Below are 10,869 nucleotides of genomic sequence, written 5' to 3' on the forward strand. Positions count from 1 at the left end.
CAACACCCTGTGGATTCCTCGGCATGTCCATGAGTGGATCCTGTGGAAAGACGTTTTTCGACATTGCTCGACGCGCCGGATCCTGTTATGATCTGCGCTATCCGTTATCCACAATCGCGCTTGTGGAATTCATTCATCCACAACCTTATCCACACCCTGTGGACAACGTTTCCCACAGCTTCTGCACATGTGGATTCTAGATGTACACAAGTCCACAGGTGATATCGGCGATTACCCGGACTTCCTATCGCTCGTCATACTCCCGCGTGCTGTGGACAAGTTCTTTCAACACTAGGGGGAACCTTTCGTGATGAGTACCAAACTCGATCCGACTTACGATTCCCTGTGGAATCAAGTCCTCAAACTCGTCCAGGACAGAGTGTCTGGCCCCACGTACAGCACGTGGTTCGAGGACACCCACATCGTCCGAATCGATGAGTCGGACCAAACGGTCATCATCTCCGCGCCCTCCGGATTTGTACGCAACTGGCTGTCTGAGCATTACACTTCCCTCGTCGAAACGCTCATCATGAACCTTCTCGACCGGGAATACCGCGTGCACTTCGTCACGGAGGACGATGTGCAGCCGCAGGCCCCCGCTGTTCTCATCCGGCGGGCGCAGGAGACCGGTGCGGCGGAAGAGGAGAGTGAGACCAATCTCAACCCTCGTTACACCTTTGAGTCATTTGTCATCGGGGCGGGCAACCGGTTTGCCCACGCCGCCTGCCTGGCCGTTGCGGAGCGGCCCGCCAACGCGTACAACCCATTGTTCATCTACGGGGGCGTCGGACTCGGCAAAACGCACCTCATGCACGCGATTGGCCACTACGTGCGCCAACACTATCCGAATTTCAAAGTGAGTTACATATCGTCCGAGCGATTCACCAATGAATTCATCGCGGCCATCCGAGATAAGAACCCGGACTCGTTCAGGGCGCGCTATCGCACGGTCGACGTGCTCTTGATTGACGACATCCAATTCATCGCCAACAAGGAGCAAACGCAGGAAGAATTCTTTCACACCTTCAACAGTCTGCACGAGGTCGGAAAGCAAATCGTCATCTCGAGCGACCGGCCGCCTCGGGAGATCCCGACCCTCGAGGACCGGTTGCGCTCCAGGTTCGAGTGGGGACTGATCACCGATATTCAACCCCCCGACCTCGAAACGCGCATCGCCATTCTTCAGCGCAAAGCCAAAGCCGACGGCCTGGATGTGCCCGTCGACGTGCTCGCCTTCATTGCCGATCAGATCGACTCGAATATCCGAGAGCTCGAAGGCGCGCTGACAAGGGTGATCGCCTATTCGTCCCTCGTGCGCGACGATCTCAGCGTCGCCTTGGCGCAGGAGGCACTGAAGGACCTCATCCATCCCAACCGGCCGCGCGCCGTGACGGTGAGCCACGTGCAAAAAGTCGTCGCGGATCACTACGGACTCAAGGTCGACGATTTGAAGGGGAAAAAGCGCACGCGCAACATCGCCTTTCCCCGCCAGATCGCCATGTACCTCACGCGCGAGTTGACCGATCTCTCACTGCCCAGAATTGGGGACGCGTTTGGCGGCCGCGATCACACGACGGTCATGCATGCCTGCGAGCGCGTGCACGAGGAAATGATGAGAGATGACGAACTCCGCGCGACGATCGAACGGCTCAGTCAAGCGATTCGAACGCTAACATAAACAGGTTGTCCACAGGTGGACAGCGCGAAACACCGGACTTATCCACAAAGTTGTCAACAGGCTGTGCATGAATGTTTCGGCGCGATCGGCGGGTTGTCCACAAATCCACTGCCCTGATCATGATCACGACGATGATCATGATCCATCCTTCTTCTTCTCCTGAACCTGACGGGACGCCTGGCGCAACGTATGCCCACATGCACAGGGAAGGGAGTCGACGCATGGAACTTCTGATGAACAAACAGGCGCTCGCCAACGCGTTGCAGCTGGTGTCCAAGGCGGTCGCGGTGCGCACGCCGAAGCAGGTCCTCATGGGCATTTTGCTCGAGGTCCATCCAGACGAGCTCGTCGCGACCGCCTACAACCTGGAACTCGCCATTCAGACGCGCGTCCCGGCCGACGAGGAGACCGGCCTTCAGGTGCGTCAGACCGGCGCGATTGTCCTGCCCGCCCGGTACTTCGGCGAGATCGTCCGCAAACTTCCGGACACGCAGATTCATATGCGCGTCGACGCCAACTATATGACCGAGATCTCGGCGGAGAGCGTCGAATTTCACCTGCACGGGATCGATGCGGAGGAGTTCCCAGAGCTGCCGAACTTCATAGGCTATGAGAGCATGCACATTCCGGCCCATACGCTCGGCAGGCTGATTGAGTCCACCGTCTTCGCCGCGGCCACCTCGGAGGTGCGCCCCGCGCTGACCGGTGTCTCCATCACGTCCGACGCCACGCAGCTCACGTTCGTCGCAACCGACGGCCTGCGGCTCGCCCAGCACCGGGTGGCCCATCCCGATCTGCCGGAGCGCCACGTGGTCATCCCAGCGAAGTCGCTGTCCGAGCTGTCGAAAATCCTGCCCGAGGACGATTCGCCCGTCGAGATGGTCCTCACGCCGAGCCATGGCCTGTTTGTCCTCGGTTCGACGCGGTTTTACACGCGGCTTCTCGAGGGCAGTTATCCCGACACCTCGCGCCTCATCCCGCGCTCGGCGCGCACCCAGGTTGTCCTGCCCGGCGACGCGTTTTTGCAAGCCATCGATCGCGCCGCGCTCATCGCGAGGGACAAGGACAACCACATGGTCCGCCTCGAGGTGGAGGGCGATACGCTGACCGTCACGTCGCATTCCCCGGAAGTGGGAAACGTGTCGGAGACGCTGCACGCGCTGCGCAAAGAGGGAGAAGACCTGCAGATTGCCTTCAACGGGCGGTACGTGATCGAGGCGGTGCGCGCGCTCGACGCGGCCGAGATCGCCATCCGGTTCAACGGCGCCAATCAGGCCTTTGTCATCGAGCGCAGCGGCGATCCGTCCATGCTGCAGCTCATCTCGCCCATTCTCTGGAGGTCATGATGGACGTACGCATCGTGGGGGATTACATCACGCTCGGACAGCTGCTGAAAAAGGTCCAGGTCGTGGCCTCGGGCGGGGAGGTCAAGTCGCTGCTCGGCGAGGGCCGGGTGCGCGTGAACGGCGAGGCGGAGACGCGCCGCGGCAGGAAGCTGCGCCATGGCGACGAGGTCGAGATCGAAGGCGAATCGTATCGCGTGGTGAGCCACTCGGATGGACATTCGCCGCGTTGAGCTGATCGACTTTCGCAATTACCGGGAGGCTTGCCTGGAGCTGTCGCCCGGCGTCAACGTGCTCGTCGGCGAAAACGGGCAGGGGAAGACGAACGCCCTCGAGGCAATGCTCATCATCGCCGTGGGCAAATCGCACCGGGCCCATCGCGATCGCGACCTGATTCGCTGGGACAGCGAGCGATCGCGCATCAGCCTGGAGGCGTCCACGCAGTACGGCGATCGGCGCCTCGCCCTGGAGCTCGGGCCCGAGGGCCGCAGGGCGTACGCGAACGGGGTTCAGGTGGGCCGCATGACGGAATTTGTGGGCCAGGTCAAGGTGGTGTTGTTTGCGCCGGAGGACTTGGATTTGGTCAAAGGCAGCCCTCGGGTTCGCCGCCGCTTTCTCGACACGGAGCTCGGACAGCTGGAGCCTCTGTACCTCCACCACCTGAGCCTGTACAACCGGGCGCTTGTGCAGCGAAATCGCTGGCTGAAGTCCTCGGCTGGGGGCGCGCAGGACGACGTCCTCGCGGCGTTTGATGAGCAGCTCGCGCTTCACGGGGCGCACGTGATCCAGCGGCGCCTGCGGTTTCTCGCGCGGCTGAGGGCCTACGCGGCGAGGATTTACGGCGACATCGCGAACGGCCGGGAGTCGTTTGCGCTCTCCTACCGCAGCTCCATCGTCGGCGTGGAGGAAGGCATGAGCGCGGATGATCTGGGGCCCATTCTTGTGCGTGCGCTCGCTCAGAACCGCGCTCAAGATCTGCGCCTTGGCACGACGAACCTGGGGCCGCATCGGGATGATATTTTGCTCTTTCTCGACGGGCGCGAGGTGCACACCTCCGCCAGCCAGGGCCAACAAAGGACCATTGCGCTCTCCCTTCGGCTCGCCGAGATCGACTTCATGCACGAGGAGCTCGGCGAATACCCCGTCCTTTTGCTCGACGACGTGTTGTCTGAACTCGACGATCTCCGCCAGCGCAATCTCGTCCTGAGCATGAGCAGGAAGGTGCAGACGGTCATCACCACCACAAGCCTCAACCGGCTCGGCCAGGAGCTCGCGGGGGACTACCGCCTGTTCCGAGTGCGTTCTGGTATAATAGCCGAAGAACGCGTCTGAAGCCCGGAAAACTCGGCGATCCTAAGGAGATGGACGCCGAGCGGCTTTTTGTTGTCTTGAGGCGGAGGGAACTTCTTTGGCGGATAGAATTCCGGAACAGGTGTATGACGAATCGCAGATTGAGGTTCTGGAAGGCCTCCAAGCCGTGCGCAAGCGGCCTGGAATGTACATCGGTTCAACGAGTGTAAAGGGATTGCATCACCTCGTCTGGGAGATTGTCGACAACGCCGTCGACGAGGCCCTTGCGGGGCGATGCACGCGCATTGTCGTGCAGGTTCACCCGGACAACAGCGTGACCGTCATAGACAACGGGGCCGGGTTTCCTGTGGGCATCCATCCGAAGACCGGCCGGCCTGCGGTTGAGACGGTGCTGACCACGCTGCACGCGGGCGGCAAATTCGGCGGCAAGGGCTACAAGGTCTCCGGGGGCCTGCACGGCGTGGGCGCTTCCGTGGTGAACGCGCTGTCCTCGTGGATGCGCGTCGAGGTCCACCGCGACGGCCACATCTACGTGCAGGAGTACGAGCGCGGTACGCCGCTTTACGACTTGAAAATCATCGGGACAACGGACAAGACGGGCACGAAGGTCTCGTTCAAGCCGGATCCCGAAATCTTTACCGAAACCACCGTCTTCTCCGCCGACACGTTGATCAATCGGCTGAGGGAGCTCGCGTTTTTGAACGCGGGCCTCGAGATTGTATTCGAGGACGAGCGCGAAGGTGGAAAACGGGCCGTCTTCAAGTACGACGGCGGCGTGGCGGAGTTCGTGCGGTGGCTGAATCAGTCAAAAGAGGTCCTGTTTGACGATCCGATTTACGTCTCGGCGCTCAAGGACGATGTGGCCGTCGAGATCGCGCTCCAGTACAACGACGGTTATGCCGCGACAGTGTACTCGTTTGCCAACAACATCAACACGGCGGAGGGCGGCACGCACGAGGCCGGCTTCAAGAGCGCGCTGACGCGGGTGATCAACGACTACGCGCGCCGGTACGGCATGTTGAAGTCGAACGACAACAGCATGACGGGCGACGACGTGCGCGAGGGATTGACCGCGGTCGTCAGCGTCAAGGTGCCCGAGCCGCAGTTCGAGGGGCAGACGAAGACGAAGCTCGGCAACAGCGAGGTGCGGGGCATCGTCGAGACGCTGTTTGGCGAGCGGATGCAGATCTTCCTGGAGGAAAATCCGTCCGTCGCGCGCAAGATTGTCGACAAGTGCATTCTCGCGGCGCGTGCGCGCGAGGCGGCAAGGCGCGCGAGAGAGTTGACGCGAAGCAAGAAGATGGACGTGACGAGCCTGCCGGGGAAGCTGACCGACTGCAGCTCCAAGGATCCGGAGCGGTCGGAGCTGTTCCTCGTCGAGGGCGACTCTGCGGGCGGATCGGCCAAGATGGGGCGAGACCCGCAGACGCAGGCCATCCTTCCGCTGCGCGGCAAAATCATCAACGTGGAGAAGGCCAGGCTCGACAAGGTGCTCGCGAATGAAGAGATTCGCGCCATCATCACGGCGTGCGGCACGGGCATCGGCGACGACTTCGACCTGTCGAAGGCGCGCTATCAAAAGATCGTAATCATGACCGATGCCGATCACGACGGGAGTCACATCCGCATTCTGCTGTTGACGCTGTTTTACCGGTTTATGCGGCCGCTCATTGACGCGGGTTACATCTACATCGCCCAGCCGCCGCTTTACAAGATCGAAAAGGGCAAAGTGGTGCGCTACGCGTACTCGGATGCGGAGCTCGAGCGGATCCTGCAGGAGATGGGCCGCGACGGCGTGCGGCTGCAGCGGTACAAGGGACTTGGCGAGATGAACGCCGACCAGCTGTGGGAGACGACGATGGACCCCGAGTCGCGCACGTTGCTCCGCGTCACGATGGAGGATGCCATGGATGCGGACATGATTTTCAGCATCCTGATGGGCGACAAGGTGGAACCTCGGCGAGATTTCATCGCGGAGCATGCGCGATTTGTCCGCAACTTGGACGTGTGACAAGGGCACGCGGGCGCCTTGGCCCGGGTGGCACGAGATGAGAGGTGGCATGCATGGCAGACGAGAGCAGCTCTCGCGGCATCTTGCCGGTGGATATCAGCCAGGAGCTGCGCAGTTCATTTCTGGATTACGCGATGAGCGTCATCGTCGCCCGGGCCATTCCGGACGTGCGCGACGGCCTGAAGCCTGTGCATCGGCGGATCTTGTATGCGATGTACGAGGCCGGGATGACGCCGGACAAGCCGTACAAAAAGTCGTCGCGCATCGTCGGCGACGTGCTGGGTAAGTTCCACCCACACGGCGATGCCGCTGTCTATGAGGCCTTGGTGCGCCTCGCCCAGGACTTTTCGACGCGGTATCCGCTCATCGACGGGCACGGGAACTTCGGCTCCATTGACGGCGACGCCGCGGCGGCGATGCGCTACACCGAATCGCGGATGTCCGCCATCGCGCTCGAACTTCTGCGCGACATCAACAAGGAGACGGTCGATTTTACGCCGAACTACGACGAGCAAGAAGAGGAGCCCGTCGTGCTCCCGTCCCGCTTTCCCAACCTCTTGGTCAACGGATCGAGCGGCATCGCCGTCGGCATGGCGACCAACATCCCGCCGCACAACCTGCGCGAGGTGATCGACGGCGTCGTCATGCTCATTGACCATCCGGACGCGACGCTCGAGGACCTGATGACCGTCATCAAGGGCCCTGACTTCCCGACCGGGGGCGTCATCTTGGGCCGGGAGGGCATCCGCAAGGCGTACGAGACGGGGCGCGGTTCCATCACGGTGCGCGCGGTGACGCACTTCGAGGAGCTGTCGGGCGGCAAGACCCGCATCGTCGTCACGGAAATCCCGTATCAGCAAAACAAGGCGCGCATCGTCGAAAAAATCGCCGAGCTCGCGCGCGAGAAAAAGATCGACGGCATCACGGACCTCCGCGATGAGAGCGATCGCCGCGGCATGCGCGTCGTGATCGAGCTGCGCCGCGACGTGCGCCCGCAGGTGGTTCTGAACAACCTGTTCAAACACACGGCGCTCCAGACGAGCTTCGGCGTCATCAACCTGGCGCTCGTGAACGGGGAGCCCAAGGTGCTGACGCTGCGCGAGACGCTCGAGCACTACCTGAACCACCAGCGCGACGTCGTGCGGCGCAGGACGCAGTACGATCTCGCCAAGGCCGAGGCGCGCGCCCACATCCTCGAGGGCTTGCGCATCGCGCTCGATCACCTGGACGAGGTCATCGCCCTCATCCGCAGCTCCCGCACCGTCGACGAGGCGCGCCAAGGCCTCATCTCGACGTTTGGGCTGTCGGAGGAGCAGGCCCAGGCCATCCTCGACATGCGCCTGCAGCGGCTCACCGGTCTCGAGCGGGAGAAAATTGAGGCCGAGTATCAGGAGCTTCTGCAGCGCATCGCGGAGTTGAAGGCCATCCTGGCGGATCCGAAGCTCTTGGACGGCGTCATCCGTCAGGAGATCCTCGAAATCCGGGACCGGTTCGGCGACGATCGCCGCACGCGCATCCTCAACGCCGAGGGCGAGATCAGCGAAGAAGATCTCATCCCCGTGCATGACGTCGTGATCGCCATGACGCATCGCGGCTACATCAAGCGGCTGCCGTTGTCGACGTACCACAGCCAGCGGCGCGGCGGGCGCGGCATGACGCTCATCAACGCGCACGAGGAGGACTTCGTGACCGGCCTCCACGTGACGTCGACGCACGATTACCTCCTCTTCTTCACGAGCCGCGGCCGCATGTATGCCATCAAGGCGTACGACGTGCCCGAGTTCAGCCGGCAGGCGCGCGGGACACCCATCGTCAATCTGCTCAACATCGAGCAGGGCGAGAAGGTCACCGCGATGATTCCCGTGAAGTCGCTCGATCCGGCCGAAGTCAAAGACACGTACCTGTTCTTCGCCACGCGCCAAGGGATCGTGAAGAAGACGCCGCTCGCCGAGTACGCGAACGTGCGCAAGAACGGGCTCATCGCCATCAACCTGCGCGACGACGACGATCTCGTCGGCGTCAAGCTGACGGATGGCTCGAAGGAAATCATGATGGTCACGCGCCACGGGCTCGCCATTCGCTTCCCGGAAACCGACGTCCGGCCCATGGGCCGCGCGGCCACCGGCGTCAAGGGCATCTCCCTGACCGACGGCGACGAAGTCATCGCCATGGACGTGGCCGAGGACGATCACGACGTGCTCGTCGTCACCTCGCGCGGCTACGGCAAGCGCACGCCCGTCAGCGAGTACCGCGCCCAATCGCGCGGGGGCAAGGGCATCAAGACGCTCAACTGCACGCCGAAAAACGGGCACGCCATCGAGATGTGCATGGTGACGGAGGACGACGACGTGATGATCGTCACCCAGGCCGGCGTGGCCATTCGCATCCATGTGCGCGACGTGTCCACGCTGAGCCGCAATACGCAGGGCGTCCGGCTGATTAACGTCGATGAAGGCGTCGAAGTCGCCTCGGTCAGCCGCGTCGTCAAGGACGAGGACGACGAGGCGGAGGCGTGATCGACCAGGGCGCGCTGGATTGCGGCGCGCCCGTCTGCTACCATCCGACTTGAGGGGGCGGTCTCCATGCAGAACGGGTTTTGGGACTTTCTTGTGCACACGAGCGCGATGTTTCTCGCCTTCGCGACCTTCGTGGGGCTCTGCTTCATCGTGGTCAATGCCATCGTCAAAGAGAAATGAGGCTTGGAGGCGCTGGTCGAGGCGAGGAGAGTGACCGCATGTTCCGAAGGCTGACAGCGTCCGATCACGACCGGGTCGTCGCCTATCTGGCAAAACGGCCGGCGCTTCACACGTTTCTTACCGGCGACATCGAGCGGTATGGCTATGACGCGCCGTTTCAGGAGGTGTATGGTCATCTCTCGAACGGGCATGTCACAGCCGTGCTGCTGCGTTTCTACGGGAGCTATATCTTTTCCACCGAGGGCCCCGACGGGGTGGAAGAGGTCGTCCGCCTGCTGCAGTCCAACACCGCGTGGACGCTCATCCAAGGGGATTCGGTATCGCTCAGCCTCCTGCAGGACATTGGCGGCTTTGAGCCGAGGCAGGTCCGCGAGTTTGCCTTTGCCGAACGGCCTGTGCGCGCCCCGCGCATTCCCGTCGACACGTCCGGTGTCTTCCAGGCTACGGTCGATCACGTCGGCCAACTGTGGCAACTGCGGAAAAGCATCGCGGAGTTTGCCAACAGCAGCACGACGGAGTTGTCCTTGCGCCAGTCGTTTGAGTCTGGGGATACGCTTTGTTTCTACATCCCCGGCGAGCGCGGCGAGATGGCTGCGTCCGCAAGCGTGGTGGCGGAAAACCAGTGGACCGCCATGGTGGTGGGCGTCTGCACCCGGCCCTTGTACCGCGGACACGGCTATGCTACGCGGTGTGTGGCGAAGCTCTGCGATGTGTTTGACGAGCGCGGCAAGACCCTGTGTTTGTACTACGACAATCCGAATGCTGGAGGCATCTATCGGCGACTCGGATTCGCCGTCATCAGCGGATGGACACAGTTTTTTAGGTGACGCGCCCGTGGATGGGCGCACAAAGCGCTGGCCGGGCGCACCGGATGGGCGGGGGAAGGCGAGTCGCCCAGAAGCGCCGTTCGGCGCCCCGAAAACGCATACAGGTCGGGATTCGCCCCTGGCGGCACCCCTGGCGGCAGATGATGCTGACCGCAGATGGAGGGGCAGGTGGAGGGGTGCTTGTGACGTTTGAGGAGCTCATCGAAAAGGCTCGATCGGTGCACGGGTTTCGCCAACTCTCGCCCGAGGCGACGGCTGGTTCTGTGTCCGCAGCGTTGGAAACGGCTCAAGGCCACGTCTACATCGGTGTGTGTATAGACACCGCGTGTTCGCTCGGCTTTTGCGCAGAACACGCCGCTGCGGCCGCCATGGTCACCGCCGGGGAACATCGCGTGGTCCGCATGGTGGCGGTGGGCGCGAACGGGGCCGTTCTGCCACCTTGCGGGCGGTGCCGTGAACTGATTCGTCTGCTTCATCCTGGAAATCTCGAAACCGAGGTCATGGTCGCGCCAGGCGCAGTGGTGAAGCTCGCCGAATTGCTCCCGTTCGATTGGCGCTCGTGAGGAGTAAGAGCAAGACCTTCCGAAAGGCATTCCTATGAGGGCCTGCAGAAGACCTGTGCAAAGACAGCTATTGAGGCCGCCTTGCACCGCCCGGGAACGAAAGGGCCTTGGCGGCGTGGAATCCATCCGCCGACATCGTCTGGCACATGCGCTCAGAGCCGAGGCCGAGTTCATGGTGACATGGTTATCCTGATTTTTCCTCGGATTTTTCTTCGCGATCCGCCTTGACACAGGGCGCCCGAGGGTGATAGTATCATTCTCGCCGCCCGCGAGGCGGCGCGAAAGACCGCGCGAGCGCGCGGGAACGCTCCTTGAAAACTAAACACACGAGACCACCAAACCCACAAGTCCATGCGACCCCAAATGGAGTACAGGATAGACGCTTGGATTGAGAGTTTGATCCTGGCTCAGGACGAACGCTGGCGGCGTGCCTAATACAT

The 10,869-nt window shown here is 62.1% G+C and carries 8 protein-coding genes; all 8 read left to right on the top strand.

Annotated features, from left to right (window positions below):
- Positions 1-307: 307 nt before the first annotated feature.
- Positions 308-1,678: a chromosomal replication initiator protein DnaA gene (gene dnaA / locus BW934_RS05595; RefSeq protein WP_084182503.1), complete on the top strand. Its 1,371-nt coding sequence runs from the start codon at positions 308-310 to the stop codon at positions 1,676-1,678.
- A 221-nt stretch (positions 1,679-1,899) separates the two neighbouring features.
- Positions 1,900-3,024, top strand: a complete 1,125-nt coding sequence (gene dnaN, locus BW934_RS05600) for a DNA polymerase III subunit beta (protein WP_076345924.1) — start codon at positions 1,900-1,902, stop codon at positions 3,022-3,024.
- Positions 3,024-3,254 carry a S4 domain-containing protein YaaA gene (gene yaaA / locus BW934_RS05605; protein ID WP_076345926.1) on the top strand — a complete coding sequence of 77 codons (231 nt, stop codon included), beginning with the start codon at positions 3,024-3,026 and terminating at the stop codon, positions 3,252-3,254. Before dnaN ends, yaaA begins: the two co-directional genes overlap by 1 nt.
- Complete coding sequence (gene recF / locus BW934_RS05610; protein ID WP_076345928.1) at positions 3,235-4,353, top strand: DNA replication/repair protein RecF; 1,119 nt, start codon at positions 3,235-3,237, stop codon at positions 4,351-4,353. The genes yaaA and recF overlap by 20 nt, the downstream gene beginning before the upstream one ends.
- 76 nt (positions 4,354-4,429) lie before the next feature.
- On the top strand, positions 4,430-6,343 hold the full coding sequence (gene gyrB / locus BW934_RS05615) for a DNA topoisomerase (ATP-hydrolyzing) subunit B (RefSeq protein ID WP_076345930.1): 1,914 nt from the start codon (positions 4,430-4,432) through the stop codon (positions 6,341-6,343).
- Positions 6,344-6,396: 53 nt separating this feature from the next.
- A complete protein-coding gene (gene gyrA / locus BW934_RS05620; protein ID WP_076345932.1) occupies positions 6,397-8,859 on the top strand; it encodes a DNA gyrase subunit A in 2,463 nt (820 codons plus the stop codon).
- Between the two features lie 218 nt (positions 8,860-9,077).
- Complete coding sequence (locus tag BW934_RS05625) at positions 9,078-9,866, top strand: GNAT family N-acetyltransferase (RefSeq protein ID WP_076345934.1); 789 nt, start codon at positions 9,078-9,080, stop codon at positions 9,864-9,866.
- A gap of 182 nt (positions 9,867-10,048) precedes the next feature.
- Positions 10,049-10,429 carry a cytidine deaminase family protein gene (locus tag BW934_RS05630; protein ID WP_076346017.1) on the top strand — a complete coding sequence of 127 codons (381 nt, stop codon included), beginning with the start codon at positions 10,049-10,051 and terminating at the stop codon, positions 10,427-10,429.
- The last annotated feature ends 440 nt before the right edge of the window (positions 10,430-10,869 follow it).

This window comes from Alicyclobacillus vulcanalis (assembly GCF_900156755.1).
GTDB lineage: Bacteria > Bacillota > Bacilli > Alicyclobacillales > Alicyclobacillaceae > Alicyclobacillus > Alicyclobacillus vulcanalis.